This window comes from Mesorhizobium sp. M7A.F.Ca.US.005.03.1.1 (genome assembly GCF_003997975.1).
GTDB classification, from domain to species: domain Bacteria; phylum Pseudomonadota; class Alphaproteobacteria; order Rhizobiales; family Rhizobiaceae; genus Mesorhizobium; species Mesorhizobium ciceri.
Genome location: NZ_RZRO01000024.1, coordinates 19,476 through 44,098 on the forward strand (window position 1 = coordinate 19,476; position 24,623 = coordinate 44,098).

Genomic DNA, 24,623 nt, shown 5'->3' on the forward strand with positions numbered 1-24,623 from the left:
GGATCTCCGTTGGGCTGAGGGCATGCGCGACCTGGAAATTTCCAATCAGGAATTGTCAGACCTTGCCGAAGAAGCCTTGGCGCTTGCCAAAGGCTATTGGGCCTCCCTCGAGGAACGTCGGACGTATCCCACGACCAGCGGCAAACAGACGACGGAACTCTTCTCGCGGCCTTGGCAGGAGAGCGGTCGTGGTCGGGAAGTCTTGCAGGATTTCAAGTCGATAGCGGAGCATGTGCGGCCTTCAACCGGCAGGTTCTTCGGTTATGTCGTCGGCTCCGGCGAACCGATCGGCGCGCTGGGGGAATTGCTGGCTGCGGTGCTCAATCAGAATGTGACGTCGTGGCGCTCGGCACCGGCTGCGACATCGATCGAACGCGCCGTCGTCGAATGGTTGGCGGAGGCTGTCGGTTGCCCCGGATTTACAGGCAGCCTGTGCGGCGGCGGCTCGACGGCGAACCTCATGGCCCTGGCGATGGCGCGGGAAGCGAAGCTGCCAGCCAACGAAACAGGCGTGCGACCGTGCGTGATCTATGCTTCCGAGCAAGTGCACATGTCCATTCCCAAGGCCGTCGCGCTGTTGGGGATCGGTAGAAAAAATCTCCGTTTGATCCCTGTCGACGACAAATTCAGGATGCGGACGGATGCCCTCCAGGCAGCTATTGCAGCCGACCGCGGCATCGGCAACATGCCCATCGCCATCGTGGCCACGGCCGGCACCATCATCTCCGGTGCGATCGATCCCCTTCCCGAAATCGCAGACATTGCCCGCAGGGAAGCGTTGTGGATGCATGTCGATGGGGCCTATGGGGGACTGGCGGCCCTGACCGTCCCGGAAAAGTTCCAGGGACTGTCTTTGGCGGATTCGCTGTCGCTCGATGCGCACAAATGGCTCTATCAGCCACTCGATTGCGGCTGCCTGCTCAATCGCCACCCAGACATTGCGCGCACGACTTTCTCGCACAGCGACGACTACGTCAGGATATTGAGCGAAGACCCAACGGAAGCATTTGCATTCTTTGAAGAGTCGATCGAACTGTCTCGGCGCTTCCGTGCGCTGAAGCTCTGGATGTCGCTGCAGTATCACGGGCGCCGTGCCTATCGCGAAGCCATCGCGCGCGATCTCTACCATGCCCAGATGCTGGCACAGGCAATCGCTTCACAGCCGGAGCTTGAGCAGCTTGCGCCGGTATCGCTAAGCGCGGTCTGTTTCCGTCACCGCTCTAAGGACAATGAAGCGATCCTGCGCCGTGTGATCGCGCGCGGCCGCGTGTATCTGTCGAATGCAACGATCAACGGTCAATTCGCGCTGCGGGCGTGTTTCGTCAATCACAGGACGACCTTGGATGACGTTCGGGCGATTGTGTCCGAAGTCATTGCCGCCGCAGACGAACTCAATCATTGAACCGCTGCGGATTTGGCCTCGTGTTTCAGGCGACCTCCGCCCGCAGCCATGCCTTCAGACCGGCGATATCCCCATCGCCGACAGCAGCGGCAACGCGCCTGCCGACCGCCGCGCCGAACTTGTAGCCGTGGCCGGAGCATGCCGAGACAACAAGGCATTTGCCCTTTCCATGCGCCATGAATTTTTCGTCTGATGTGAAAGTGTAGGCGCAGGTGACGACCTCGGTCACGCGATACTCCGCGATGCGGGCGATCGGCGGCGAAAACAGGTTGCGGATCGCCTCGCCCTCGCCCGCCACCGGCTGACGGTTCCAGTCGGCGTCGCTGGTCGGCACCCTGTGCAGCCCGGAACCGAATTTCATGCCGGCGCCGCCGGAGGGCGGGATCACATAGCCGTCGATCGCGCCGCCGACATCGAGCACGACCGGTGCCGCCTGCCAGGCCGCCTTGAGGTCGGCCGGCGGTTCGACATAGGCAAGTGCGGTTCGATAGGTCTTCAATTCTCCGTCCAGTTCCGGAAACAGTTTTAGCACCCAGGCGCCTGCGGCGACGACGATGCGGTCGGCCTGCATCGTCTCGCCGCTTTCGAGCACGATGTGGCCGGCTTCGGCGTCGACCTCGACGACCTTGCTGTTTTCGTAGACATTGGCGCCGTTGGCGCGCAGCCACTTTGCCAGGCCGGACGCGATCTTGCGGCAATGCAGGGCGCCGCCTTCGGTCGAGAAATAGGCGTAGCGAAACGACCCGGCTTCCAGAAACGGCCAGCGTTTCACGGCTGCATCGGGCTCCAGCAGTTCGAACGGAAAATTGCCTTCTTCCAGGCCCTCGCGATATTCCTCGGCCTCGTCGCCGGGCTCGCGCGAAATGCAGACAAATCCTCTGGGATCGAGATGGTTTTCGCCGAGGTCGGCCCACATCTCGTCCCAGGCCTGGTAGGCTTCGGTGATCAGCCGGCCGTAGCCGGTCCCCGCGCGGTAAGCGCGGCGGATGATGCGGTGGTGGTCGCCCGAGGCGGCCAACGGGTTTGGGATCGGCCCCTGCTCGACGATCGAAACGCTGTGACCCGCCTTGACCAGCGACCACGCGGTCGAGAGGCCGGCAATACCCGCACCGACAACGATCACCTTCATCAAATCAGACTTTCCGCAGCCGGTCGGCTGGCTCAACGTATTGGATTGCGGGCGCCAACATACGGTCTGGAACCAGGCTGGCAAGCCGCGCTATTGGTCTGGCATGAGCAAATTGACGCCACCTGCCCTGGCCTTTGATCCAGCCACTCGACATCTGCGGCTCGACCCGCACGAGCCGGCTTTTTTTCAAAACCCTTATGATGCCTATGCTTTCCTCCACGGCCTATCGAATGCCTTCTTCTGGGAAGAATTCGGCTTCTGGTGCTTTGGCGGCTTCGACGACGTCAACCGGCTGCTGCGCGACCGCCGTTTCGGCCGCCAGAATCCGGCCGGCATTCCAGACAGTCGCGGTATCGGACAGGACCGTAGCCATCTCAGGGCTTTCGACGGCATCGAAGCCAATTCGATGCTGGAATTGGAGCCACCCGTGCACACGCGGCTCAGAACACTGGTGAACCGTGCCTTCGTCTCACGTCAGGTCGAACGGCTGCGGCCGCGCGTCGAAGCGCTCGCCAACGAACTGATCGACCGTTTCGACCCGGGCAAGACAGTCGACCTGCTGCCGGCCTTCGCGGCGCCCTTGCCGATCACCATCATTGCCGAAATGCTCGGCGTGCCGGTCGAGATGGGGCCGCAACTGCTCGACTGGTCGCACCAGATGGTCGCCATGTACATCCATGGCCGCACCCGCGAGATCGAAGAGACGGCCAACCGAGCCGCTGGCGAGTTCGCCGATTTCCTGCGCGGCTACGTCACCGAGCGCCGCAAGAACCCCGGCGACGACCTGCTGTCGCTGCTGATCTCGGCGCAAGAGGGCGGCCAGAAACTGTCGGAGGACGAGATGGTGTCCTCGACGATCCTGCTGCTCAATGCCGGTCATGAGGCGACCGTGCATCAGACCGGCAACGCCGTCCGTTCGATCCTTATGCAAGGCGGCGATGTCAGCCGCTTCTTCGGCTCACCCGAAGCGACCGCGGCAACGGTCGAGGAATGCCTGCGCTTCGATGCGCCGCTGCATATGTTCACACGCTACGCTTATCAGGAGATCGAACTCTCGCCCGGCATCGTCGTGCAGCCGGGCCAGACGATCGGGCTGCTGCTGGGGATGGCCAATCACGATCCGCGCGCCTTTGCAGTACCGCAAGCCTTCCGGCCCGATCGCGCGGACCAGAAGAACGTATCGTTCGGTGCCGGCATCCATTTCTGCATCGGCGCGCCGCTGGCCCGGCTCGAATTGCAGGTGTCGCTGAAAACCCTGTTCGAACGCCACCCAGAGCTGCATCTTGCCGAAACCCCAAGCTTCCGCGACACTTATCACTTCCACGGGCTGGAGACGCTTGCCGTCGGCTTCTGACGATCGCGAGCCAGGGGCTGCGATATGAGATTGTTTTCGATACGGGCGACGTTGTTTGCCCTGGCGCTGGCGTGCGCATTCCCTGAGATCGCGGCCGCCCAGCAGCAGCCGGAAAACATCCCGTGGCAAAACAGCATGGCCATCGCCCAGAAAATGGCGACGGTTCTGCTGGAGCGGCAGACCGGGTCGAAGGGCCTGCCGCCGACATCCTTTGCCATCGAGGTCGATCTCAACCTCGACGGTTTTCCGGAGATTTTCGCCTATCGCCATGCGCCCGGCTGTGATGGCACCAACTGCGGCAACTTCCTGTTTGTCCTGGAAGGCGACAGCTACCAGGAGGGTTCTCGGCGACATTCCGGGGGCGAGGCTGGTGCCGCAGGACAAGATCGGGCTCAGCGCCTTCAAGCGAAACGGTTTTCTTGACATGCAGTCCGACCAGATGACGATCGGCTGGGACGGCAAGCGCTATCTCGACGCCTCCGCCTTCCCGGCCTCGTCGCTCGACGGCGCGGCCTTCCTGGCGGCTTGCCAGAAAAGCAAATCCAACGAGCAGCCGGCGGAGGGCGAAGCCGAGCGCGTGAGCGCCGAATGCCAGTGCCAGCTCAACCGGTTTCAGGTAACCAGCCTCACGCAGGCCGATCTCGACATGTACACCGCGTCGCTGGCAGAAAACTTCGAATATCCGACGGGTGAAAAGTGGACGGCGCTGCTTGCCGTCCAGAACAGTGCCAAGGATGTCGGCACCGGCTGCGATGTCGCCAGCGGCAAGAACCAATGGCCGCCAGCCTATTTCAACCATGGCGACCAGCCGCAGCAGAAGTTGAGTTTTGACGGCTTTCTCGATGCCTGTCCGGCGCAGGATTTCATTCTCACCAACCACAAGATCGGATCACCGGACCGTGCGCTCACCCTGTGCGGCTGCCTCGCCCGCGAGATGCCGACGCAGGGCATCAGCCAGGAGGGACTCGATCTCATGGTGCAGTATTATCGCGACGAGATCTCCGACGCGGACATCGAGGCGCAGGACGCCGACGTGCTGACTTTCCACGACAAGGCCTCGGAAGCCTACCTTAGCCAGTTTCCGGCGAAGTAGACAAACCGGCACGCTGGCGACAGACCGAGGAGCCGAGATAGCCGGGACAATGAAATTCGGATTCTTGCGGGAAACCTCTATTGGAGGCCGATACTTTCCCTCAAATGCTAAATACCAGCAGTATCGTCGAGGCCACCGCAAAAACCGCCAACGTTGGAAAGAACACTATCGCCAACCAAAATCTCTTCGGGTGCATTTCTCGCAGGTAGACCCTACCGGGCGCAGGATAGATTCCTGATTTGATCGCTGGAAACACAACTGAAATGCAAAAATTTATGATCCAGACATCCGCAAATATACAAGCAATAGTGACAGCTATTTTATATGCATCCATACCTAATTGTACTGGAATTTCAAACTAGCGCAAGCTCTCCGCTGTTATTGTTCATGAAAGCGATCAGAGCTTGATCACATACTCCTTGCGAGTCGTTTCAAGCACTTCCCAGCTGCCCTTGAAGCCGGGCCTGAGCACAAAACTGTCGCCGGCCTTGACGGTGCGCGCCTGCCCATCGTCCTCCGTCACCACCGAAACGCCGGACAGGATGTGGCAGAACTCCCATTCGTCATAGGCGATGCGCCATTTGCCGGGGGTCGATTCCCAGATGCCGGCGTAGAGGCCGCCCTCCCGCTCCTCGACATTCCAGGTGCGGAATTTGGGATCGCCCGAGATCAGCCGATCCGGCGCCGGCGCGCCAGATTCGGGTTCGACGCTGTCGGTCGATATCGTCAAGTAGTGCACGGACAAGACTTGTTCTCCATGAAAGAGCCGGCAATCCGCCGGCTCACCCCCACGCCGGCGCTGCGCGCCGACCCTCCCCACAAGGGGGAGGGTAAAAGAATCAGACCTTGGCGAGCGCCTGTTCGAGGTCGGCGACGATGTCGTTGACGTCCTCGATGCCGATCGACAGCCGCACCGTGTCCGGTCCTGCGCCAGCCTTGACCTTCTGCTCGTCGGATAGCTGGCGGTGCGTGGTCGAGGCCGGGTGGATGACCAGAGACTTGGTGTCGCCGACATTGGCCAGATGCGAGAACAGTTCGAGCGCCTCGACGAATTTGACGCCGGCGTCATAGCCGCCCTTCAGCGCGAAGGTGAACACGGCGCCGGCGCCAAGTGGTGAGTACTTCTTCTGCAGTGCATTGTTCTTGTCCGAGGGCAGGCCGGGGTAGTTCACCGACGCGACCTTGGGATGATTGGACAGCCAGGCAGCAACCGTCACGGCGTTATCGCAGTGGCGCTGCATGCGCAGCGGCAAGGTTTCCAGGCCGGTCAGGATCAGGAATGCGTTGAACGGCGAGATCGCCGGGCCGAGGTCGCGCAGGCCAAGCACGCGCGCGGCAATGGCGAAGGCGAAATTGCCGAAGGTTTCGTGCAGAACGAGGCCGCCATATTCAGGGCGCGGTTCCGACAGCATCGGGTATTTGCCCGATTTCGACCAGTCGAAGGTGCCGCCGTCGACGATGGCGCCGCCGATCGAATTGCCGTGACCGCCGATGAATTTGGTCAGCGAATGGACGACGATGTCGGCGCCATGCTCGATCGGCCGGATGAGGTAGGGCGAGGCCAGTGTGTTGTCGACGATCAGCGGCAGGCCGTGCTTGCGCGCGATGTCGCCGATCTTCTCGATGTCGACGAAGGTGCCGCCCGGATTGGCGAGGCTTTCGATGAAGATCGCCTTGGTCCTGTCGTCGATCTGGCTTTCGAAGGTCGAGATATCGTTGGTGTCGGCCCATCGCACCTCCCAGCCATAATTCTTGAAGGCATGGCCGAATTGGTTGATCGAACCGCCGTAAAGCTTGTTGGCCGCGACGAAATTGTCGCCCGGCTGCATCAGATTGTGGAACACGATCACCTGCGCCGCATGGCCGGAGGCGACCGCGAGTGCCGCCGTGCCGCCTTCAAGGGCCGCCATGCGCTCTTCCAGCACCGCCTGGGTCGGGTTCATGATGCGGGTGTAGATGTTGCCGAAGGCCTTCAGCCCGAACAGCGACGCGGCATGGTCTGCATCGTCGAAGACGAAGGAGGTCGTCTGGTAGATCGGCGTGGCGCGCGCGCCGGTCGCCGGATCGGGCTTGGCACCGGCGTGGACGGCGAGCGTGTTGAAACCTGGCGTGCGGGTCACTGAAAACCTCCCTTTTGAAACTCTTGAAATCGCCGGGCATTCTTGGCGAAGCATGAGCGCGAATGCAAAGAAGAAAATACCCTTCGGCTAGCGATCTGCGGCCGAGGCCCGAGAAAATGCGCTGGCCTAAGGAATAATTTTGCGCCTAAGGCGCATCGCGCGTCAGGCCTTGCTTTTGGTGCACGTCGTTATCCCAAAACCGCTGCGCACTTTTGAGCGACGTGCACTACTTCTGCCGCACGCCAAAACTCTGGAATCCCGACCGCATCAGCGGCTTCTTCGACGACAGCACGCCGGAATTGACGCCGGTCCAACCGATCTCGCCGGACAGCTTGCCATATTCGATCTTGGGGCAGCGGTTCATCACCACCTTGATGCCGGCGGCCTCGGCGCGCGCGGCTGCTTCGTCATGGCGCACGCCAAGCTGCATCCAGATCACTTTCGGCAAGGGATCGAGCCGCAACGCCTCGTCGACGATGCCGGGCACCGCCGCCGGCGCGCGAAAAATGTCGACCATGTCGATCGGCTCCGGAATATCGGCGAGCCTCGCATAGGTCATCCGGCCGAGGATCTCCTTGCCGGCCTGGCCAGGATTGATCGGAAACACCGAAAATCCCTTGGCCAGCAGATATTTCAGCACGAAATAGCTTGGCCGCACATCATTGGCGGACGCGCCGACCATGGCAACGGTCTTCACCGAATTGAGGATGCCGGCAATGTAAGTGTTGTCGTAGCTATCGTGGTTCATGCGGCTTCCTACGGTAGTGGTATCGGTAAAGTTCACGGCTGAACCCAAGCGAGGCATAGAGTGCGCGGGCCGGTGTGTTGTCGGCCACCACCTGCAAGCATGCGGCGTGAGCCCCTGCCCGCCGCGCCCAGCCGATGAGGCCGCCGACGGTTTTGCGGCCCAGGCCTTGCTGCCTGAAACGGCCATCGGTTTCAACCGATTCCACCACAAGCAGGCCATTGCGGATGACACCATAGGCCAGGGCGGCAATTTGGCTGTCGCGTTCATAGGACACAAACGCCCGGTCGCCGACGATCAGCCCGTCATCTCGCGAAAGATGCGGCGCTCGGCGTCGTCAAAGGCTCCCATGCGGAACCGCGCCGCGAGCCAGTCCTCGCCCGGCACCTTCAAAACGGTGACCTGCTCATCGCGAAATTCAGCCAGGTCGCCGATCCCGGCATGGAGATGGATCGTGCCGCCTTCCGGCTGGTAGCCGCGATGGTCGAGAGCGGCTTCGAGCTCGCCGGCGATGCCTGGAACCCGAAACAAGGGCGTCTGGCCGTGGCCGATGTAGAAGGACTCGGCGGCGTCGATGACTGCATCAGGCGCGCCACGCTCGCCGCGCAAGGGATTGGCCGAATTGGTACGCCGGATCCGTCCGCCCGATCGCCGCAGAAGCCAGCCATCAACCAACGTCTCGGTCGCCGCCGGCCAGCCTTCGCGGCACGCCTGCTCGACGCGCCAGTTGAGGTCATCATCGCCGGCGCTCACGCGTCATCCTCCCGCAGCGCTTCCTCCATAAAGGCCTGCGGATCGGTGCAGAAGTCGCGCATCATGCGAAAATGATCGGTATCGCTGAAATCCGTGGGATCGAGCCCGAACCGGCTGATGCGGAACAGCCGCGCGCCAGGACAAGCCATCAGCAGCGGCGAATGCGTCGCCATGATCACTTGCGCGGTGCCCGACTGGTCCATGCGCCGCAGCATCTTGAGCAGCTCGATCTGTCGCGTCGGCGACAGTGCGCTTTCGGGTTCGTCGAGGATGTAGATGCCTTGCCTGCGGCAGCGCTCCTCGAAAAAACGGATAAAGCCCTCGCCATGCGACCAGGACAGGAAGTCCGGCGGCGGGGGCCTGAAAGGGTCTTCCAGTGCCGCCTGATCGAGATATCGGGCCACGGAGTAGAAGGATTCGGCACGAAAGAACCAGCCGGCAGTGACTTTCGGCAGCCAGTGGCCACGGAACGTGTTTGCCAGCGCAGCACCGCTCTTGTCGATGGCGCTGGAATGGTCGACCGGCCTATATCCCTTGCCGCCACCGGCTTCGTCATAGCCGGCCAGCGCACCGATCGCCTCGAGCAGCGTCGATTTGCCGGTGCCGTTCTCGCCGACGATGATGGTGATCGGCGTGGTGAATTCGAGTTCGAAGTCGTGGCCGCGAAACAGCGGCAGGTTCCATGGATATTTTTCCCAATCCTCGACCCGCACGGCATCGAGCAGGATGCGCTTCAGATAGGGAGCCTTGAGCCGCGTCAGCTGCTTGCGATGGGCCATCAGCCAGGTAGCGAAATCGTGCCGTCTTCGGCGATCGGAAAGGCCGGATTGTGCGCCACTTCCCAGACATGCCCGTCGGCGTCGGCGAAGTAGCCGTACCAGCCGCCCCAGAAGGCGCGGCCGGCCGGCTTGACGATGCGGCCGCCGGCTTTTTCCGCCCTGGCGAGCACGTCGTCGACTTCGGCGTCGGAGCGGGTGTTGTAGGCGAGGTAGACCGCCGATGGCGCCGCGGCGAAGGCGATGCCGGAATCCTCTTCTGCGCTGGCACGTGGGAACAGACCAAGAATGACGCCGCCCATCTGGAAGAAGGCGACACCGTCGGTGATACCGGCATGCCGCTTCAAGCCCATAGCCTCGTAGAAGCGCACCGCGCGGTCCAGATCATCGGTGGCGATGGTAATGATAGAGATTCGCGGCTCCATGGTGCTGCTCCTATTCGTCCGTCCATTCCGGCTTGCGCTTGCCGATGAAGGCGCCGATGCCTTCCTCGGCGTCGCGCGCGAGCATGTTTTCGACCATGATCCGGCCGGTATAGGTGTAAGCATCCGCCAGCCCCATTTCGGCCTGCGCGTAAAACGCCTCCTTGCCCGTCTTGACCACCAAAGATGATTTGGAAGCAATGGTTTGCGCGTATTTGGTGACGATCTGATTCAGGTATTCGCGCGGCACGATGCGGTTGACCAGGCCGAATTCCTTGGCGGTTGCCGCATCGATGGTCTCGCCGGTCAACAGCATCTCCATCGCATGCTTGCGCGAGACGTTGCGCGACAGCGCCACCATCGGCGTCGAGCAGAACAGGCCGATGTTGACACCCGGCGTACAGAAGGTCGCCTCATGCGAAGCGATCGCCAGGTCGCAGCTGGCGACCAGTTGCAGCCCGGCGGCGGTGGCCAGGCCGTCAACCTCGGCGATGACAGGCACTGGATGACGCACGATCGCCTGCATCAGCGTCGCACAAGCGGCAAACGTCTCTGCGAAAAAGGCCTTGCCATGATCGGCGTCAGTGCGGCGCGCGGTCATTTCCTTGAGATCGTGGCCGGCGCAGAACACCTTGCCGGCAGCCGACAAGACGATGACGCGAACGGCCTTGTCGGCCCTGGCGCGCTCGAGTTCGGCCGTCAGCGCCGCCATCACCGCCAGCGACAGCGCGTTGGCAGGCGGATTGGCGAGTGTGAGGCGCAGCACGCCCTTGTCCAGTTGTGCAACCACCGGACCCTCAACGGCGGCAGGCTTGATGGCAAGGATTTCGGCCATGGATAAGGTTCTCCGCGATTCCGCTGGGGCTGCCAGACTATTTAATACCGGATCAGGTTTCGTCCAACACCGATCGCTTGCGCCAGGGGACGAAGGTTGTCAGAAATGCCGCGCTGCGCTCATACAGGCCTGGCGCAAAGCGAGAGACTAAGACATGCCCGCTCAGACCAACCTCAAGCCCGTGCTGACCGCGCAACAAGTCAATGCGCTGATGGAAACCGTCTATCCGCAGCTCAATGAGCAGTTCAAATATTTCGAGGCGATCGACGTGTTCCCGGGCGGCTGCACCGTGCGGCTCAACGCCGGCGAACGGCATTTGCGTCCCGGCGGCACGGTGTCCGGCCCCTCGCTGTTCACGCTGGCCGACATTGGCGGCTACGTCTGCGTGCTCAGCCATGCCGGGCCGGATGCGCTTTCGGTCACCGTCAACCTCGACATCAATTTCGTGCGCAAGGCCGAGGCAGGACCGATCGACGGCCATTGCCGCATCCTGAAGCTGGGAAAGAGCCTGATGGTGTTCGACATCGACATCGTTGCCGGCCCAGACGGAGACACGGTGGCGCATGCCACCGGCACCTATTCGATCCCGCCGAAGCGGAATGGTGATGTGGTAAAATAATACCTTTTGTTCAAGTTATTGTTTTTGCTACATTTTACCTGATATCTACCTTTTCGTTCGCCTTGACGCGGTCACCACCCTCGCCTATAAGCCTCCACGAAGCAGCGGCCCGCAAAGGCCGCCGTTTTGTTATTGGCGGCGGGCAAGCGCCTTTCGCCAATCCAAGCAACAAGAAACGCCTTCTCTTATGAAGGTCAAAACCGAGAGCAGAAAACATGACAACCTTTTCGCAGAAGCCTGCGGATGTGGTGAAGAAGTGGATCCTGATCGACGCCGAAGGTCTCGTCGTCGGTCGTCTGGCCACTGTCATCGCCAATCATCTCCGCGGCAAGCACAAGCCGACCTTCACCCCGCACGTCGACGACGGCGACAACGTCATCGTCATCAATGCCGACAAGGTGGTGTTCACCGGCAAGAAATTCACCGACAAGGTCTATTACTGGCACACCGGCCACCCAGGCGGCATCAAGGAGCGCACCGCGCGCCAGCTGCTCGAGGGTCGTTTCCCCGAGCGTGTCGTCGAGAAGGCCGTTGAGCGCATGGTCCCGCGTGGCCCGCTCGGCCGTCGCCAGATGAAGAACCTGCGCGTCTATGCAGGCGCCGAGCATCCGCATGTCGCCCAGCAGCCCGTCGTGCTCGACGTGGCCAAGCTGAACGCCAAGAACAAGAAGGTCGCATAAGATGGCTGAGCTTTCCTCGCTCGCAGAACTGGGCGCCGCCACCGGCAACACCAATACCCAGCCGGCGGCCCCCGTCCACGTCCAGAAGCTCGACAAGTCGGGCCGCGCCTATGCCACCGGCAAGCGCAAGAACGCCATTGCGCGCGTCTGGGTGAAGCCGGGTTCCGGCAAGATCATCGTCAACGACAAGGAATTCGCGACCTATTTCGCGCGTCCGGTCCTGCAGATGATCCTCAACCAGCCGATCATCGCCTCCAACCGCGCCGGCCAGTACGACATCGTCGCGACAGTCGTCGGCGGCGGTCTCTCCGGCCAGGCTGGCGCCGTGCGTCACGGCATCTCCAAGGCGCTGACCTACTACGAGCCGACGCTGCGCGCCGTGCTCAAGAAGGGCGGCTTCCTGACCCGCGACAGCCGCGTCGTCGAGCGCAAGAAGTACGGCAAGGCCAAGGCCCGTCGTAGCTTCCAGTTTTCCAAGCGCTAAGCACTTCGCAGCTTCAGACAATCGAAAAGGCCGCCTCCGGGCGGCCTTTTTGTTTGCGGCTCGGCAGTCACCCCACCCACGCCTACGGCGCGACCTTCCCATCGAGGGGAGCTAGAAGAGCGCGGCGCCCTACCTCCCCAATGGGGAGGTCGGCGCGAAGCGCCGGGTGGGGTGATGGCGCCGGAAACAGGTCAGGCCTTGCCGCCCTTGATATAGTCGATGAACGCCCGCAGCGGGGCCGGAACCAGGCGCCGGCCGGGATAATAGAGAAACGGTCCGGGAAAACTCTGCCACCACGGTTCGAGCACGGGCTCAAGAGCGCCGCTGTCGAAGTAAGGGCGCAGCCAGCCCTCGAAGAGGCCGATGATGCCGGTGCCGGCAATAGCGGCGTCGACGGCAAGATCCGTCGCCCCGCCGATCCGCACGATCAAGGGGCCTGTCGGATCGACCCGCACCACCTCGCCGTCTCGCTCGAATTCCCACGGCAGCATCGCACCGCTGGCAAAGCGCCCACGCACGCAGGAGTGGCCAAGCAGGTCGCTCGGGTGTTGCGGGCGCCCATGGCGAGCAAGATAGGCAGGGCTGGCGGCGGTGGCGAAACGCTGCACGCGCGGCCCGATCGGCACCGCGATCATGTCCTGTTCCAGCCGCTCGTCATAGCGGATGCCGGCGTCACAGCCGGCCGCCAGCACGTCGACGAAGTTCTCGTCGGCGATCACCTCCAGCCGGATACCAGGATAGGCGGCGAGGAAACCAGGGACGATGTCGGGCAATATCAGCCGCGCAGCACTGACCGGCACGTTGAGACGCAACGAGCCCGCCGGCCTGTCGCGAAAACCGTTCACCACGTCCAGCGCCGCCTCCACCTCCGACAGCGCCGGGCCGAGCCGCTCCAGAAGGCTGAGGCCCGCCTCGGTTGGGACAACGCTGCGCGTCGTGCGGTTGAACAGCCTGACACCGAGCTGCACTTCCAGGCGACGCACCGCCTCACTCAGGCCGGAGGCGCTGCCGCCGCTCGCACGCGCGCCGTCGCGAAAGCCGCCGGCGCGCGCCACCGCCACGAAAGCATTCAGATCGCTGAGGTCCATCATTGTTCGCCATTCCGCACGGCCTGTGTGGATTGTACCGGATTATCACGAGGTTGGGCAGCGCCTATCTCTGCCTCCTCATAGGAGATCAATCATGTCCAACATCCAACAATCCGGCACCTTCGCCCCCGCCACCTTCAAGCTTGGCAGCCGCACCGTGAAGCGGCTCGGCTACGGTGCCATGCAACTCGCGGGACCCGGCGTGTTCGGGCCGCCCAAGGATCATGACGCGGCATTGGCCGTGCTGCGCGAGGCGATTGCGCAAGGCGTCGACCATATCGACACCAGCGACTTCTACGGTCCGCACGTCACCAACCGGCTGATCCGCGAGGCGCTGGCGCCCTACCCCCAAGATCTCGTCATCGTCACCAAGATCGGTGCCCGGCGCGGCGCGGATGGATCGTGGCTGCCGGCCTTTTCCGCGGAAGAGCTCACCCAGGCGGTACACGACAATCTCAGCAATCTCGGGCTCGAGGTGCTCGATGTCGTCAACCTACGCATCATGTTCGATACCCATGGCCCCGCCGAGGGATCGATCGAAGCGCCGCTCACCGTGCTGGCCGAGCTCCAACAACAGGGTCTGGTCAGGCACATCGGGCTGAGCAACGTGACGCCGGCGCAGATCGCGCAAGGACGGGGGATCGCCGAGATCGTCTGCGTGCAGAACCAGTACAATCTGGCGCATCGCGGCGACGATGCCCTGATCGACGATCTTGCCCGCGATGGCATCGCCTATGTGCCGTTCTTCCCGCTCGGCGGCTTCAACCCGCTGCAATCCTCCACCCTGTCGGAAATCGCGGCGCGCCTCGGCGCCACGCCAATGCAGGTCGCGCTCGCCTGGCTGCTGCGCCGCGCGCCCAACATCCTGCTGATCCCCGGCACATCGTCGGTCGGGCATCTCGGGGAGAACCTCGCTGCGGCTGAACTGGAATTGCCACAGGATGCGCTTAGCGAACTGGACGGCGTGGCGCTAGCGGCTTGAAGCTAACCAATCTCCCCCCTCGTGAGGGAGATTGGCAGCGTCAGCCGCCGCTTAATTGATGCTCGCCGTATTCGCCGGCTCAACCGGCCGCGCCTCGTCGGCATAAGGCACGCGAAAACCATTCGCGGCCAGCCAGTCGATTGCCGCCTTCGGCTCGTCGGTCTGGATGATGGTGGCGCCGCGATCGGCCCAGAAACCCCAGCTTTCGCGCGGCAGGCTGGCCTGCACCGCCAGTTCGTCGCCGCGGCCGCCGGCGAGGAAGCCGCCCGGTTTGTTGGCGATGGCGTAGGTGTCGGCCCAGATGTGCCAGTTGCCCCTGACTGCGGCCGCGCGCATGCGCGTGCTGAACAGCGGCCCGCCCGTCTCGGTCAGCGTCTCGGCGCCTGCCCGCCAGTTGATCAACTCGATCGCGCGCGGCGAGAAGGCGCGGTCGACCGTCCCGGCGAAACCGGCGTCATGCACCGCGTCATCGGCGATGATCGGCATGAACTGGAAGCCGCCGCCAATGGTCTCCATGGCGGCCTTGACCGTGGAAATCCGTTGTGAATTCCACAGGTTCTCCTTGACGATGACCTGTTCGGCCATGCCGAGACCGCGAGCGACCGCAATCATGCCCGGGAGGGCGCCGACGTCGAGCTTGTTGTCGAGGTTGATGAGGATGCGGTTTCTGGTCGCCATCAGCATCTCGTGCAGCGTCGAGACTGTTTCACTTGTCGCCGCACCGGTGCCCTCGACCACCAGCCGGCATGTCTTCAGTTCGGCCAGCGTGTACATGACCACCTCGCCCTTGCAGGTCGTGGTGCGGTCGAGCCAGCTGTCATGCATGACGACGAACTCGCCGTCCTTCGAGCGCCTGATGTCGACCTCGACGATTTCGGCGCCCATGGCGATCGAGCCCTCCACGGCGGCAATCGAATTTTCCGCGTAGAGCGTCTTGCCGGCCTGCATGCTGCCGGCGCGATGCGCAGCCACCATGACGTGATCGCGCCATTGGTTGGCATGCTCGAAGCGGTCGAGGATCTGTCTGGCGCGGGTCTCGCCGGCCAAGGCCTGGCCAGAGGCGGCTGCCACGGCCGTGTAAAGCAGAAAACTCAGCCAGATGGTCCGCATCGAGAATCGCTCCTTGCCGGATCGACACCCGGATAGGCGACGCCCGTGACATCTGGGTGAACGAAGCCGGCTAGCGGAATACTCGCAGCAGGTGCGTCAGATGCGTTTCGAGAGCCTGCGGAACCACGCCATGGCCGGCATCTCGACAAAACGCCAGGTGATCCAGGAGGCGGCAATGGTAGCGGCGAGCATGACGACGATCGCCACCGCCCCCGTCCAGCCGGCACCGAAGCCGGTGGCAGGCTGGCCGCGCAGCATGAAGTCGCCGATCAGGCCAAGGCCGAGCTTGCGCTCGACGAGCCCCGCGACGTTGATCAGGCGCGCCTGGACGAAGATGTGGACCATGTAGATCGAATAGGACAGCGCGCCGAGCGTCAGCATGAACGGGGCTCTGAGCAAGGCGCTGATCCAGCCACCCTCATGGGCGAACAGAAACAGCGCCAGCGCGAACACCAGGGGTGCCGCGATGCCGAAGTCATTGTCGCCCGCCAGCGAAACGAAAAGCACGATGACGGCCACCATGACGATTTCGGCAAGGGTCCAGTCCATCCGCGGGCCGCCCCTGGCGAGAGCCTGTCGCGCCCCTGCGATGGAATCATGCTGAAACCAGGCCAGCAAGGCGCCGAGCGAGAAGCCGTACAGGCAACGGATGAAGCCGAAATCGAAGGACACATCCATATGATGGGTCGAGAAGCCGAGCAGGAACAGCGGCGCGGTGACGGCGGCCGCGACGAACCATATCCAGGCGCGCGCGCCGGCGACGAAGACCACGCCGGCAAACAGGAGATAGGCGAAGAACTCGGCCGAAATGCTCCAGCTCGGCGCATTCCAGGTCAATTGATCCTCGAAGCCGACACCCTGCAGCAGAAGGAGATTGGCAAGCAGGCTGTTGAGGTCGAAGCCGCCGGTGAAGGGGGCAGCCCCCGTGCCGTGCAATTGCGGCAGCATCAGCCGCAGCAGCTCGAAACCGGCGAAGGCGGCAAGCATGAGCAGATGCAGCGGGTAGATGCGGCCGAAACGGACCAGGGCGAAACGCGCGACCTGTCCCGGCTGGTTGAGCCGATCGCCGTAGCTGCTGGCGATGACGAAGCCGGAAAGGACGAAGAAGAAATCGACGAACAGGTAGGACGAACCGATGAAGGCGCTTTGCGAAATCGTCGAACCGGTAGGAAAGTGAAACAGCGCCACCAGAAGCGCGCAGATGCCGCGCCACGAATCGAGGACCAGGAAGCGTTCGCCGGCGACCGTGCCGGTGTGGGTCGACGCCGCGGCACGGGTGGGGTTGAGAAACGCGGTCTGGGTCATGATGATACAATCCTGTCTTGCCGTGGCACTCGGGCAGCGCCATTCCGTCTCGCCAAGCTATGACTGGCATCTTCCGTGCCGGTTCTGTAGTTGTTGCAACCCGATGAAAAACGAGGATCCGTAATGGCGAACCACACCATCGACAACGCCTTCACCGCCCGTTCCAAAACGGGCGCCGCGTTCGAGCCGACCTATTCCGGCGCGCTGTCGTTCATGCGGCGCAAATACACCAAGGACGTGAAGGGCGCGGATGCGGTGGTGTGGGGTATTCCCTTCGATGCCGCCGTCACCAACCGGCCTGGCGCCCGCTTCGGGCCGCAGGCGATCCGCCGTGCCTCGGCGATCCTCGACAACGACCCGCAGTATCCCTTTTCACGCGATCTGTTCGAGCATCTGGCGGTCGTCGACTATGGCGATTGCCTGCTCGATTCGGGCAACCATCAGAAGACGCCCGGCACGATCGAGCGCGAAGCGGCGAAGATCCTCAAATCAGGCGCCTTCCTGTTGACGCTCGGCGGCGATCATTTCGTCACCTGGCCACTACTCAAGGCGCATGCCGCCATCCATGGTCCGCTCGCTTTGGTGCAGTTCGACGCCCACCAGGACACCTGGCCGGACGACGGCAAGCGCATCGACCACGGCTCCTTCGTCGGTCGCGCCGTCAAGGAAGGCATCATCGATCCCGACCGGTCGATCCAGATCGGCATCCGCACCCATGCGCCCGACACGTTCGGCATCAAGATCCTCCATGGCCATGAAATCGAGGAGATGCGGGCGTCCGACATTGCCTACGCCATTGTCGACCGCACCGGCGGCAAAAAGACCTATCTCACCTTCGACATCGACTGCCTCGATCCGGCCTATGCGCCCGGCACAGGCACGCCGGTTGCCGGCGGGCCGTCCTCGGCCAAGATCCTGTCGACGCTGCGCCAGCTCAACCAGATCGATATTGTCGGCGCCGATGTCGTAGAGGTTGCGCCGGCCTATGATCACGCCGATATAACGGCAATCGCCGGCTCGATGGTGGCCATGCAGTATCTCGGTCTGCTTGCTGAACGGAAAGCCCGGCTTGAAGAGCTGAACAACGGCAATCACAATGGTGCCGCAGTGATTCAAGGCCAGGGCATACAGTATTGAAAACTCAGGGAATTTGAACAACCCATGAAACCGAAAATCTTCATCGACGGCGAACACGGCACCACCGGCCTGCAGATCAGGGCGCTGCTTGCCGAGCGCGGTGATCTGGAGATCATTTCCATCCCCACCGAGCGTCGCAAGGAAACGGCGGCACGTGCCGAGTTCCTCAATGCCGCCGATGTCGCTATCCTGTGCCTGCCCGACGACGCGGCGAAGGAAAGCGTCTCGCTGATCGCCAACGACACCACCAGGGTCATCGATGCGTCGACCGCGCATCGCGTGGCGGAGGGCTGGGCGTATGGTTTCGCCGAGATGGACAAGGACCAGGCAAAGGCGATTGCCTCGGCAAAGCGCGTCGCCAACCCAGGCTGCTGGCCGCAGGGACCGATCGCGACGCTGCGGCCGCTGGTCACAGCAGGCCTGCTGCCGGCGGATTTTCCGATCACCGTCAACGGCATTTCGGGCTATTCGGGCGGCGGACGGCCGATGATCGAGGACTACGTCGCCAAGGGCGAGGACGCCTCGGAATTCCTGCCTTACGGCCTCACCCTGCAGCACAAGCACGTGCCGGAATTGAGGGCCTATGCAAGGCTGTCGCATGATCCGATCATGCAGCCGGCGGTCGGCAATTTCGCGCAAGGCATGATCACCGTGGTGCCATTGCAACTCGGCGGCCTCGACCATGTGCCGACCGGTGCGGAGCTGCATGCGGCGATTGCCGACCATTTCGCCGCCATCAAGGGCGGTGTGGTCGAGGTGGCGCCCTATGCGCATTCGGAGCGCATGCCGGAGATCGATCCGGAGATCTACAACGGCACCAACCGGATGAAGGTCTATGTCTTCGCCAACGACAAACGGGCGCAGGCCCTGCTGCTGGCGGTCTACGACAATCTCGGCAAGGGCGCCTCGGGTGCCGCCGTCCAGAACATGGATCTGATGCTCGGCCTCTGATGGACACGCCAGCCTTTCCGGCGCGCTGGAAAGTCAGCGCGCCCGAACTCATTGCCGAGACCTTTTCGAGCCGCATCTGGAAGGTTTTGCGCGAAGACGGATCGCCGGCGATCGTCAAGGCGCTGAAGCCTTTCGATGACGTCGCCGACGAGTTGCGCGGAGAGCACTATCTCGCCTGGCGGCGCGGCGAAGGCGCGGTGCGTCTGCTCGGCCGCGACGGCCACAGCATGCTGCTCGAATATGCCGGTGAAACCCTGCTGCAGCAGGTTCTCGACGAACAGGGCGACTTTGCCGCGACCGCAATCGCGGCGGAGCTGATGGCAAAACTGTTTTCACGGGGGAAAGCCCCCTACCCGCCCGAGCTTCAGCCGCTCCGGGAACGCTTCGCCAGCCTGTTCGACAAGGCGAATACCGATCGCGACGCCGGCCTTGACAGCCTCTATGTCGAGGCAGCCGTCATCGCCGAGCGGCTGCTGGCCGATCCGCACGACATCAGGCCCCTGCATGGCGATCTGCATCACGAAAACATCCTGCACGGGCCGCGCGGCTGGCTGGCGATCGATCCGAAGGGCGTGCTCGGCGATCCCGGCTTCGACGCGGCGAACATGTTCTACAACCCGCTCGACCGGGACGATCTCTGCCTCGATCCGAAGCGGATCGCTGATATGGCCGAGATCTTTGCCAGAACACTGAGCCAGACACCGACCGCTATCCTCGATCATGCCATTGCCTATGGATGCCTGTCGGCGTCCTGGCATCACGAGGACGACAATGCGGTCGAGGAGAATCGCGAAATGTCGATCGTCAAGGCGATCCGGGCGGTGCGGGCAAGCTTCTGATCCGACCCAGTAGATCGGCTCGGGATCAGCCCCTGAGCGCTATTCCCGTCGGCAAGGGATAGGCGCCCTTGGTGCCGCGCCAATGGGCTGCTGCAAAGCCCAGCACGATCAGCGCAAATCCCTGATGGGTCAGCGCCATATGCAACGGCACATGCATGAGCAGCGTGCCGACGCCGATCGAGGCCTGCACCAGCACCAGTAGAAACAGCAGCGTCGCGCGGCGCGCATGCGTCGAGCCTGGCAGCCGCCGGCGCGTGGCGATCATGTGCCACAAGGCCACGACGAATACCGTGTAAGCGCCAAGCCGATGGACGAACTGCACCGTCTTCGGGCTCTCGAAGAAGTTGCGCCATGCCGGCTCGAGGATCAGCAGATCGCCGGGAATGATCTTGCCGTCCATCAGCGGCCAGGTGTTGTAGCTCAGGCCCGCATCGAGCCCGGCGACCAGGCCGCCGAGATAGATCTGGATCAGCGCCAGCAGCACGATGAAGCCGGCCAGCCTCTGCGTCGACCTATCGGCGGCAGGCTCGGAATGCGGCGCCAACCCGCGCGCGACCACCATGGTGGCGGTGAAGATCAGTGCGGCAAGGGTCAGGTGGGTCGCCAGCCGGTACTGGCTGACGGAGACCCGGTCGACCAGGCCAGAGGCCACCATCCACCAGCCGATGGCGCCTTGCAGGCCGCCAAGCAGCAGAATGCCCACGAGTTTCCGACCCAGGCCGCGCTCGATGCGGCGCGTCGCCCAGAAGAACAGCAGCGGCAAGGCGAAGACCAGGCCGACGCTGCGCGCCAGGATGCGATGCGCCCATTCCCACCAGAAGATCGATTTGAACGCTTCGATGCCCATGCCCTTGTTGAGCTCGGCATATTGCGGGATCTGCTGGTAGAGCTGGAATTCCTCTTGCCACTCGGCATCGTTGAGCGGCGGGATCACGCCATGGATCGGCTTCCACTGCGTAATCGACAGGCCGGAATCGGTGAGCCTGGTGGCGCCGCCGACCAGCACCAGCGCAAACAGCACCAGAAGCACCACATAGAGCCAGGCGCGCAGCAGCGCCCGGTTATGCAGGTCGCGGTCGCGGGCGACGTATGGCGCGGCAGCTGATATGGCAGCCATGATCTTGTCCCGGCAGGTTGATTTGGCGGATTGGTGGACCATCGCACCCGTGCTGGCAAGACCATCCGGCGCGGCACGCCGTCGCGCCGCGTCTCACCGGTTGCGCAGTCTCGCCTCAAGGCCTATGCGAGGCCGTTACCCCTTGAGCCTGCCAGGCCGCCTGTGCAAATTCCGGCATGCTCGATCAGGAGACCAACCATGCCCCTGCGCCTGAAAAAGCTGATCGGAATGTTTCTGCTGGTGGCGCTGGTCATCATCTATGCGCTGGTCGCATCGATCTTCGCGGTCGCCCGGCTGTCGGAGTCGGGTCCGTGGGTGCATTTCCTGTTCTTCCTGCTCAGCGGCCTGCTCTGGGTGCTGCCGGCAATGGGCATCATCAAATGGCTGATGCTGGAGCCGAGGGCCAAGCGCTAGGCGAAACCGCCAGCGTCAGATGGTGACGACCATCTTGCCGGCATTGGCGAGCGGCGTCGTCACGCCCGACAGCATGGTGCGAATATGGGCGAGGCTCTGATAGCGGCCGTTGACGGAAATCCGCGGCAAAGCATGCAGGAACCCGGCATGTTCGGCGCGCAGCACGCCGTGGCGCGTCGTCACGGCAGAGGTGTAGCCTGCGTCACGGGCAAAGCCGACTTCGCGACAGCCTACGGCACTCGCATAGCCATAGGGGTAAGCGAAATGGCGGGGCTCTTCGCCCAGTTCGGCCAGCAACATGGCGCGCACGGCGCCGATCTCGTGCCGGGCATCGGCTTCGGAGAGCCGCTTCAGATTGCTGTGGTTGATCGTATGGGCGCCGATCGTCACCAGCGGATGCGCGGCGATGCGGCGGATTTCGTCCCAGTTCATCAATGTGCGCAGGCGCGGACCGTCGGCGTCGATGCCATTTGCGCGAGCCAGATCGCGCAACACCGCCTGCAGGTCCTTCTCGCGGATTTCGGAGGTGAGATAGGCGTGCAGGCGTGCATTGGCCTGCAGCTTCTTCGCGGGGGTCGAGCAATCGATCGTCAGCGGACCCTTCGGCCGCGTCAGCGTCAAGGTATCGCGCGCGTTGACGATGTCCTCGACAACGTCCCACCACAGGTCGGCTGTGCCGTTGATCAGCCCGGGCGCGACATAGATGGTGATCGGCGCGCCGTGCTTCTCCAGCACCGGCAGCGCCTCGACCATATTGTCGCGATAGGCATCGTCGGCGGTGATCGTGGCAAACTGACCGCCTTTGCCGCCCGCCTTGATGCGCTCGACGGCTTCGTCCATGGAGACGAAGGCATAGCCATGCGCCTTCATGTCGGCGATCATGGCATCGAGGAACCCGGGCGCGATATTCAGATGCCGGTTGACGCCGTCCGGCTTTTCCGGCGTCGCGGTAACACGGTGCAGCATCAGGATGGCGCCAATGCCGCCGATGAACGGCTTGGCCAGCGGTGCAAGGCCGGTATAGCGGGCGACGTTCAGCGCCAGTTTCCGGATTGCCTCCCCGCCGTCGATCATTCATTCACCTTTTGCGCCTAGGCTGATCCAAGCACGGAATGCGCCTATGCGAACCCCCAAATCGCGACCAATACGCCCTAAGGATTGAGGTATGGTTGACGCAACTGCGTCATTTGACGGCAATCGGCTTGCGGCGACCGAGGCATCGTCGCGCGCCTTGCCACGGGACCGTGCCGGCCTGTCGATCTCGGTGGCGTCCACGGACGGACTGGCGGCCTATGCCGAGTTCTGCCGCTCGGCTCTGTTTGGTCCGGCGCAGGGTGCTGCCTGGATCCTGAACTGGGCGGCCGAGACACGACCGGACCTGCTCGTCGCGACGCTGAGTGCCGAGGGCAAACCGGTTTTTTCGCTGGCGCTGGAGATTGCCTCGAAGGGGCCGTTCCGGATCGCCCGCTTCATGGGTGGGCGCCACGCCAACGGCAACTTCGTCGCCGCGGACCCGAACTGGCTGGCCAAGGTGGATATGCCGGCCCTCCGATCGGTGCTGGCGGCCATCGCCGAGGCACGCCCGGACATCGATCTGGTCGCGCTCGAGCGGTTGCTGCCCGATCTCGACGGCGTCGCCAATCCGCTCGCATCGCTTGACCATTTTTCCAGCCCGAATCTGTCGCTGGCCGTCGATCTCGCCGGCGGCTTCGATGCGCTGCTTTCTCGCGCCAGCGGCAAACGCAAACGCAAGAAGCACCGGTCGCAGATCCGGAAATTCGAGACCGTCGGCAGCCACCGGCGCATCGAGGCCGGCACCCCGGACGAGGTCGACAGGCTGCTCGACGCCTTCTTCGAGATGAAGGAACTCCGCTTCCGCAAGATGGGCATCGCCAACGTCTTCGGCGACGCGCAGGTGCGCGGCTTCTTCCGCGCGCTGTTTTCGCAAGCACTTAGCGAGGACAAGCCTTCCTTCGTGCTGCACGGGCTCGAGGTTGCCGGCAAGCTGCGCGCCATTACCGGTTCAAGCCGCTCGGGCAAACGCCTGATCTGCGAATTCGGAGCGATCGCCGAGGACGATCTCGGGCACGCCAGCCCCGGCGACTTCCTGTTCTTCGACAACATCCAGGAAGCCTGCGAGACCGGTTTCGAGGTCTATGACTTTTCGGTAGGAGATGAGCCTTACAAGCGGCTGTGGTGCGATATCGAAACGCGGCATTTCGAAGTGCTGGTCCCCTTGACCGTGAAGGGCCGCATGCTGGCGCTGACGCTTCGGCAAGGCGCGCGGCTGAAAGCCTTCGTCAAGAACAGCCCGACGATCTGGAAGCTGACCAAGGTACTGCGCCGCAAAGCCGCCGGCCAGGCGGCGCCCTCGGAAGAAGATAGCTAACGCAATGACGCCGATCATCCGCACACTGTCCCTGCAGGAACTGGCGCTTCTCGTCGACTGGGCGGCCGCGGAAGGCTGGAACCCAGGTCTTGAAGACCCGGCGATGCTCCAGGCGGCGGACCCCGAAGGCTTCATCGGCGCCTTTGTCGGCGACGACATGGTCGCGGCAATTTCGGCCGTGGCCTATGGCAGCGAATTCGGCTTCATCGGCCTCTACATCTCCCGGCCTGACATGCGCGGCATGGGCTACGGCAAGACGGTGTGGGACGCCGGCATGAAAAGGCTTGCAGGCCGGACCGTCGGCCTTGACGGCGTCGCCGAGCAGCAGGCCAATTACCGGCGCAAGGGCTTCGCGCCGGCCTACGAGACCATCCGCTTCACCGGGCGCAAGGCAGGCCCGACGGCCAGGGCCGATGGGTTGCGGACGATTACAACGCAACTCCTATCCGATGTCGTCGCCTATGACGCCCATTGTTTTCCGGCGCCGCGGCGGGCCTTCCTGCAGCGATGGCTGCAGGAACCGCATCATGGGTTGGCGGCAATCGGTTCGCGCGGCGTGACCGGCTTTGGCGTGGCGCGCCGGTGTCGATCCGGCTTCAAGATCGGCCCGCTGTTTGCCGACGACATGGAAATCGCTTTGCAACTCCTGGAGGGACTGGCCGGTGCCTGTGAGGGCGGCGAGCTGCATATCGACGTCCCCGCCGATAACACCGGTTTCATAACTGCGCTCGATGCGGCCGGCTTTGCGCCGACCTTCACCACCACGCGCATGTACAAGGGGCCTGCCCCGGAACTGGACCTGCAAAGGGTGTTCGGCGTAACGACCCTGGAACTGGGCTAGATCGGGCGAACCGCTGAACGGCTCCGCCAGGCGATCCG

28 protein-coding genes are annotated in these 24,623 nt (G+C 63.2%); 14 read left to right on the forward strand and 14 right to left on the reverse strand.

Annotated features, from left to right (window positions below):
* Positions 1 to 22: 22 nt before the first annotated feature.
* Complete coding sequence (locus EN990_RS13030; RefSeq protein ID WP_127368766.1) at positions 23 to 1,402, forward strand: pyridoxal-dependent decarboxylase; 1,380 nt, start codon at positions 23 to 25, stop codon at positions 1,400 to 1,402.
* 25 nt (positions 1,403 to 1,427) lie between these two features.
* Here the strand turns inward: EN990_RS13030 and EN990_RS13035 are convergent, their stop codons facing one another.
* Positions 1,428 to 2,531: an FAD-dependent oxidoreductase gene (locus tag EN990_RS13035; protein ID WP_063167788.1), complete on the reverse strand. Its 1,104-nt coding sequence runs from the start codon at positions 2,529 to 2,531 to the stop codon at positions 1,428 to 1,430.
* Positions 2,532 to 2,634: 103 nt separating this feature from the next.
* Between EN990_RS13035 and EN990_RS13040 the strand changes: the two genes are divergently transcribed.
* Genes EN990_RS13040 through EN990_RS13045 form a run of 3 tightly spaced genes read left to right on the forward strand, consistent with a single transcriptional unit; the run spans position 2,635 to position 4,978 of the window.
* Positions 2,635 to 3,885, forward strand: a complete 1,251-nt coding sequence (locus EN990_RS13040; protein ID WP_127369503.1) for a cytochrome P450 — start codon at positions 2,635 to 2,637, stop codon at positions 3,883 to 3,885.
* Positions 3,886 to 3,936: 51 nt separating this feature from the next.
* Positions 3,937 to 4,308, forward strand: a complete 372-nt coding sequence (locus EN990_RS36105) for a hypothetical protein (protein WP_245461033.1) — start codon at positions 3,937 to 3,939, stop codon at positions 4,306 to 4,308.
* Positions 4,256 to 4,978 carry a hypothetical protein gene (locus EN990_RS13045; RefSeq protein WP_245461032.1) on the forward strand — a complete coding sequence of 241 codons (723 nt, stop codon included), beginning with the start codon at positions 4,256 to 4,258 and terminating at the stop codon, positions 4,976 to 4,978. The genes EN990_RS36105 and EN990_RS13045 overlap by 53 nt, the downstream gene beginning before the upstream one ends.
* Before the next feature lie 397 nt (positions 4,979 to 5,375).
* Here the strand turns inward: EN990_RS13045 and EN990_RS13050 are convergent, their stop codons facing one another.
* The 8 genes from EN990_RS13050 to EN990_RS13080 form a co-directional block, all read right to left on the reverse strand.
* On the reverse strand, positions 5,376 to 5,723 hold the full coding sequence (locus EN990_RS13050; RefSeq protein ID WP_127369502.1) for a cupin domain-containing protein: 348 nt from the start codon (positions 5,721 to 5,723) through the stop codon (positions 5,376 to 5,378).
* A gap of 94 nt (positions 5,724 to 5,817) precedes the next feature.
* A complete protein-coding gene (locus EN990_RS13055) occupies positions 5,818 to 7,098 on the reverse strand; it encodes an O-acetylhomoserine aminocarboxypropyltransferase (RefSeq protein ID WP_024504598.1) in 1,281 nt (426 codons plus the stop codon).
* Positions 7,099 to 7,324: 226 nt separating this feature from the next.
* On the reverse strand, positions 7,325 to 7,846 hold the full coding sequence (locus EN990_RS13060; RefSeq protein ID WP_127385281.1) for a CoA-binding protein: 522 nt from the start codon (positions 7,844 to 7,846) through the stop codon (positions 7,325 to 7,327).
* Positions 7,833 to 8,120: a GNAT family N-acetyltransferase gene (locus EN990_RS36110; RefSeq protein WP_245465106.1), complete on the reverse strand. Its 288-nt coding sequence runs from the start codon at positions 8,118 to 8,120 to the stop codon at positions 7,833 to 7,835. The genes EN990_RS13060 and EN990_RS36110 overlap by 14 nt, the downstream gene beginning before the upstream one ends.
* Before the next feature lie 20 nt (positions 8,121 to 8,140).
* Positions 8,141 to 8,596 carry a hypothetical protein gene (locus EN990_RS36115; protein WP_245460971.1) on the reverse strand — a complete coding sequence of 152 codons (456 nt, stop codon included), beginning with the start codon at positions 8,594 to 8,596 and terminating at the stop codon, positions 8,141 to 8,143.
* Complete coding sequence (locus EN990_RS13070; protein WP_013532201.1) at positions 8,593 to 9,375, reverse strand: AAA family ATPase; 783 nt, start codon at positions 9,373 to 9,375, stop codon at positions 8,593 to 8,595. The genes EN990_RS36115 and EN990_RS13070 overlap by 4 nt, the downstream gene beginning before the upstream one ends.
* Positions 9,375 to 9,797 (reverse strand): VOC family protein, encoded by a 423-nt coding sequence (locus EN990_RS13075; RefSeq protein WP_027162400.1) that lies wholly within the window; start codon positions 9,795 to 9,797, stop codon positions 9,375 to 9,377. The genes EN990_RS13070 and EN990_RS13075 overlap by 1 nt, the downstream gene beginning before the upstream one ends.
* A 10-nt stretch (positions 9,798 to 9,807) precedes the next feature.
* Complete coding sequence (locus EN990_RS13080) at positions 9,808 to 10,629, reverse strand: enoyl-CoA hydratase (RefSeq protein ID WP_127369052.1); 822 nt, start codon at positions 10,627 to 10,629, stop codon at positions 9,808 to 9,810.
* A gap of 154 nt (positions 10,630 to 10,783) precedes the next feature.
* On the opposite strand from EN990_RS13080, the gene EN990_RS13085 reads away from it, so the two are divergent.
* The 3 genes from EN990_RS13085 (at position 10,784) to rpsI (ending at position 12,412) form a co-directional block, all read left to right on the forward strand.
* Complete coding sequence (locus tag EN990_RS13085) at positions 10,784 to 11,248, forward strand: PaaI family thioesterase (protein ID WP_127369051.1); 465 nt, start codon at positions 10,784 to 10,786, stop codon at positions 11,246 to 11,248.
* Positions 11,249 to 11,463: 215 nt separating this feature from the next.
* Positions 11,464 to 11,928, forward strand: a complete 465-nt coding sequence (rplM, locus tag EN990_RS13090) for a 50S ribosomal protein L13 (protein WP_013532205.1) — start codon at positions 11,464 to 11,466, stop codon at positions 11,926 to 11,928.
* A 1-nt stretch (position 11,929) separates the two neighbouring features.
* On the forward strand, positions 11,930 to 12,412 hold the full coding sequence (rpsI, locus tag EN990_RS13095) for a 30S ribosomal protein S9 (protein WP_023810272.1): 483 nt from the start codon (positions 11,930 to 11,932) through the stop codon (positions 12,410 to 12,412).
* A 191-nt stretch (positions 12,413 to 12,603) separates the two neighbouring features.
* On the opposite strand, the gene EN990_RS13100 is transcribed toward rpsI, so the two are convergent.
* Positions 12,604 to 13,503: a LysR family transcriptional regulator gene (locus tag EN990_RS13100; protein WP_127366943.1), complete on the reverse strand. Its 900-nt coding sequence runs from the start codon at positions 13,501 to 13,503 to the stop codon at positions 12,604 to 12,606.
* Between the two features lie 91 nt (positions 13,504 to 13,594).
* Here EN990_RS13100 and EN990_RS13105 point away from each other — a divergent pair, with 91 nt between their 5' ends.
* Positions 13,595 to 14,482: an aldo/keto reductase family oxidoreductase gene (locus EN990_RS13105; RefSeq protein ID WP_127369050.1), complete on the forward strand. Its 888-nt coding sequence runs from the start codon at positions 13,595 to 13,597 to the stop codon at positions 14,480 to 14,482.
* A gap of 51 nt (positions 14,483 to 14,533) precedes the next feature.
* On the opposite strand, the gene EN990_RS13110 is transcribed toward EN990_RS13105, so the two are convergent.
* Together EN990_RS13110 and EN990_RS13115 are read right to left on the reverse strand one after the other, a co-directional pair.
* Positions 14,534 to 15,592 carry a glycerophosphodiester phosphodiesterase family protein gene (locus EN990_RS13110; RefSeq protein ID WP_013532209.1) on the reverse strand — a complete coding sequence of 353 codons (1,059 nt, stop codon included), beginning with the start codon at positions 15,590 to 15,592 and terminating at the stop codon, positions 14,534 to 14,536.
* Between the two features lie 96 nt (positions 15,593 to 15,688).
* Positions 15,689 to 16,897, reverse strand: a complete 1,209-nt coding sequence (locus EN990_RS13115) for an acyltransferase (protein WP_024504663.1) — start codon at positions 16,895 to 16,897, stop codon at positions 15,689 to 15,691.
* Positions 16,898 to 17,020: 123 nt separating this feature from the next.
* Between EN990_RS13115 and speB the strand changes: the two genes are divergently transcribed.
* Genes speB through EN990_RS13130 form a run of 3 tightly spaced genes read left to right on the forward strand, consistent with a single transcriptional unit; the run spans position 17,021 to position 19,824 of the window.
* Positions 17,021 to 18,034 (forward strand): agmatinase, encoded by a 1,014-nt coding sequence (gene speB / locus EN990_RS13120; protein ID WP_127369127.1) that lies wholly within the window; start codon positions 17,021 to 17,023, stop codon positions 18,032 to 18,034.
* Between the two features lie 24 nt (positions 18,035 to 18,058).
* On the forward strand, positions 18,059 to 18,985 hold the full coding sequence (gene argC, locus EN990_RS13125) for an N-acetyl-gamma-glutamyl-phosphate reductase (RefSeq protein ID WP_013532212.1): 927 nt from the start codon (positions 18,059 to 18,061) through the stop codon (positions 18,983 to 18,985).
* Positions 18,982 to 19,824: an aminoglycoside phosphotransferase family protein gene (locus EN990_RS13130; protein ID WP_198327658.1), complete on the forward strand. Its 843-nt coding sequence runs from the start codon at positions 18,982 to 18,984 to the stop codon at positions 19,822 to 19,824. The genes argC and EN990_RS13130 overlap by 4 nt, the downstream gene beginning before the upstream one ends.
* Positions 19,825 to 19,849: 25 nt before the next feature.
* On the opposite strand, the gene EN990_RS13135 is transcribed toward EN990_RS13130, so the two are convergent.
* Positions 19,850 to 20,941, reverse strand: coding sequence for a COX15/CtaA family protein (locus EN990_RS13135; protein ID WP_082826667.1), 1,092 nt, complete (start codon positions 20,939 to 20,941; stop codon positions 19,850 to 19,852).
* A gap of 198 nt (positions 20,942 to 21,139) precedes the next feature.
* Between EN990_RS13135 and EN990_RS13140 the strand changes: the two genes are divergently transcribed.
* Positions 21,140 to 21,355: a DUF2842 domain-containing protein gene (locus tag EN990_RS13140; protein WP_013532215.1), complete on the forward strand. Its 216-nt coding sequence runs from the start codon at positions 21,140 to 21,142 to the stop codon at positions 21,353 to 21,355.
* 15 nt (positions 21,356 to 21,370) lie between these two features.
* Here EN990_RS13140 and EN990_RS13145 read toward each other — a convergent pair whose 3' ends face one another.
* Positions 21,371 to 22,429 carry a polysaccharide deacetylase family protein gene (locus EN990_RS13145; RefSeq protein WP_064995435.1) on the reverse strand — a complete coding sequence of 353 codons (1,059 nt, stop codon included), beginning with the start codon at positions 22,427 to 22,429 and terminating at the stop codon, positions 21,371 to 21,373.
* A 91-nt stretch (positions 22,430 to 22,520) separates the two neighbouring features.
* Here EN990_RS13145 and EN990_RS13150 point away from each other — a divergent pair, with 91 nt between their 5' ends.
* Positions 22,521 to 23,744 (forward strand): GNAT family N-acetyltransferase, encoded by a 1,224-nt coding sequence (locus EN990_RS13150; RefSeq protein ID WP_064995436.1) that lies wholly within the window; start codon positions 22,521 to 22,523, stop codon positions 23,742 to 23,744.
* Positions 23,745 to 23,748: 4 nt separating this feature from the next.
* A complete protein-coding gene (locus tag EN990_RS13155) occupies positions 23,749 to 24,585 on the forward strand; it encodes a GNAT family N-acetyltransferase (RefSeq protein ID WP_027162411.1) in 837 nt (278 codons plus the stop codon).
* The last annotated feature ends 38 nt before the right edge of the window (positions 24,586 to 24,623 follow it).

Excerpts from the sequence above, each read along its gene's own strand:
- EN990_RS13085 (WP_127369051.1), top strand. The coding sequence starts at position 10,784 with ATGCCCGCTCAGACCAACCTCAAGCCCGTGCTGACCGCGCAACAAGTC.
- EN990_RS13145 (WP_064995435.1), bottom strand. The coding sequence starts at position 22,429 with ATGATCGACGGCGGGGAGGCAATCCGGAAACTGGCGCTGAACGTCGCC.
- speB (WP_127369127.1), top strand. The coding sequence starts at position 17,021 with ATGGCGAACCACACCATCGACAACGCCTTCACCGCCCGTTCCAAAACG.
- EN990_RS13140 (WP_013532215.1), top strand. The coding sequence starts at position 21,140 with ATGCCCCTGCGCCTGAAAAAGCTGATCGGAATGTTTCTGCTGGTGGCG.
- EN990_RS13150 (WP_064995436.1), top strand. The coding sequence starts at position 22,521 with ATGGTTGACGCAACTGCGTCATTTGACGGCAATCGGCTTGCGGCGACC.
- EN990_RS13115 (WP_024504663.1), bottom strand. The coding sequence starts at position 16,897 with ATGACCCAGACCGCGTTTCTCAACCCCACCCGTGCCGCGGCGTCGACC.
- EN990_RS13100 (WP_127366943.1), bottom strand. The coding sequence starts at position 13,503 with ATGATGGACCTCAGCGATCTGAATGCTTTCGTGGCGGTGGCGCGCGCC.
- EN990_RS13155 (WP_027162411.1), top strand. The coding sequence starts at position 23,749 with ATGACGCCGATCATCCGCACACTGTCCCTGCAGGAACTGGCGCTTCTC.
- EN990_RS13030 (WP_127368766.1), top strand. The coding sequence starts at position 23 with ATGCGCGACCTGGAAATTTCCAATCAGGAATTGTCAGACCTTGCCGAA.
- argC (WP_013532212.1), top strand. The coding sequence starts at position 18,059 with ATGAAACCGAAAATCTTCATCGACGGCGAACACGGCACCACCGGCCTG.
- EN990_RS13110 (WP_013532209.1), bottom strand. The coding sequence starts at position 15,592 with ATGCGGACCATCTGGCTGAGTTTTCTGCTTTACACGGCCGTGGCAGCC.
- EN990_RS13070 (WP_013532201.1), bottom strand. The coding sequence starts at position 9,375 with ATGGCCCATCGCAAGCAGCTGACGCGGCTCAAGGCTCCCTATCTGAAG.
- rpsI (WP_023810272.1), top strand. The coding sequence starts at position 11,930 with ATGGCTGAGCTTTCCTCGCTCGCAGAACTGGGCGCCGCCACCGGCAAC.
- EN990_RS13105 (WP_127369050.1), top strand. The coding sequence starts at position 13,595 with ATGTCCAACATCCAACAATCCGGCACCTTCGCCCCCGCCACCTTCAAG.
- EN990_RS13040 (WP_127369503.1), top strand. The coding sequence starts at position 2,635 with ATGAGCAAATTGACGCCACCTGCCCTGGCCTTTGATCCAGCCACTCGA.
- EN990_RS13075 (WP_027162400.1), bottom strand. The coding sequence starts at position 9,797 with ATGGAGCCGCGAATCTCTATCATTACCATCGCCACCGATGATCTGGAC.
- rplM (WP_013532205.1), top strand. The coding sequence starts at position 11,464 with ATGACAACCTTTTCGCAGAAGCCTGCGGATGTGGTGAAGAAGTGGATC.
- EN990_RS13080 (WP_127369052.1), bottom strand. The coding sequence starts at position 10,629 with ATGGCCGAAATCCTTGCCATCAAGCCTGCCGCCGTTGAGGGTCCGGTG.
- EN990_RS13135 (WP_082826667.1), bottom strand. The coding sequence starts at position 20,941 with ATGGCTGCCATATCAGCTGCCGCGCCATACGTCGCCCGCGACCGCGAC.
- EN990_RS13060 (WP_127385281.1), bottom strand. The coding sequence starts at position 7,846 with ATGAACCACGATAGCTACGACAACACTTACATTGCCGGCATCCTCAAT.
- EN990_RS13035 (WP_063167788.1), bottom strand. The coding sequence starts at position 2,531 with ATGAAGGTGATCGTTGTCGGTGCGGGTATTGCCGGCCTCTCGACCGCG.